The organism is Mesorhizobium sp. M2A.F.Ca.ET.037.01.1.1 (assembly GCF_003998075.1).
Taxonomy (GTDB): domain Bacteria; phylum Pseudomonadota; class Alphaproteobacteria; order Rhizobiales; family Rhizobiaceae; genus Mesorhizobium.
In genome coordinates, this window is record NZ_RZSA01001653.1 from 1 (window position 1) to 663 (window position 663).

The following is a 663-nucleotide window of genomic DNA, read 5'->3' on the forward strand; positions in this document are numbered from 1 at the left end:
ATCGAGGAACGCTACGTACAGAAGCAGCTCGGCCACGCCTCGGCCGAGATGACCCGCAAATATCAGCGCCAGCGCGATCGGTTCCGCACCAATCTCACCAAGGCGAGCGGGCTGTAGGGACCATAAGTCCCCTCCCCTGCCGCTACTCAGTGCGTAGCAGCGGGAGTCTGCTTGTCGGAGGCTCGTCCTAGGACGACAGGGCACGGCCTCAGGCTCCTTATCTACGCGAGGCGGAGCGGCTTGCCAGCGGGGCCTGATGCTGCAAGAATCGAGGAGTGTTGTGGCGCGAACGCAATACCCATCGCGCGCCCTGACCCTGGCCCGAATTGGCCAACAAATCGTAAACGCGGGAGCGTGCATCCATGGAAACCAGGATCATCGACAGCCGCAACGCTTTTGCGCAATGGGCGATCGATAGGTCCAATGCGATCCTGATGGATCAGGGTTCGGAACTCGCCACCGCGGCCCGCAATGGAAACGAAGCCCAAATCGGTGAGACAGCACAGGCGCTCGGCCAGGCCATCGTCGATGCGCTGATCGAGGCCTTCGACGGTCTCGCAGGCGACGAATGAGCCACCGCTTGGCCCGCGCGGCTGGCTGCGCCAATGGAAACGGCGGCCGGTACGCGGGCTCCCAGATCCACCAGCCATCATGAATTCGGAC

At 63.0% G+C, this 663-nt stretch carries 1 protein-coding gene and 1 pseudogene; both read left to right on the plus strand.

The window, feature by feature from the left end; genetic code table 11:
• Window positions 1-117, plus strand: a pseudogene (locus EOA27_RS42810) (integrase); the annotation flags it as partial.
• Between the two features lie 245 nt (window positions 118-362).
• On the plus strand, window positions 363-572 hold the full coding sequence (locus EOA27_RS39010) for a hypothetical protein (RefSeq protein WP_127259025.1): 210 nt from the start codon (window positions 363-365) through the stop codon (window positions 570-572).
• Window positions 573-663: the final 91 nt, after the last annotated feature.

Bases quoted from the DNA above. Each gene is read 5' to 3' on its own strand.
- EOA27_RS39010 (WP_127259025.1), top strand. From the start codon at position 363: ATGGAAACCAGGATCATCGACAGCCGCAACGCTTTTGCGCAATGGGCG.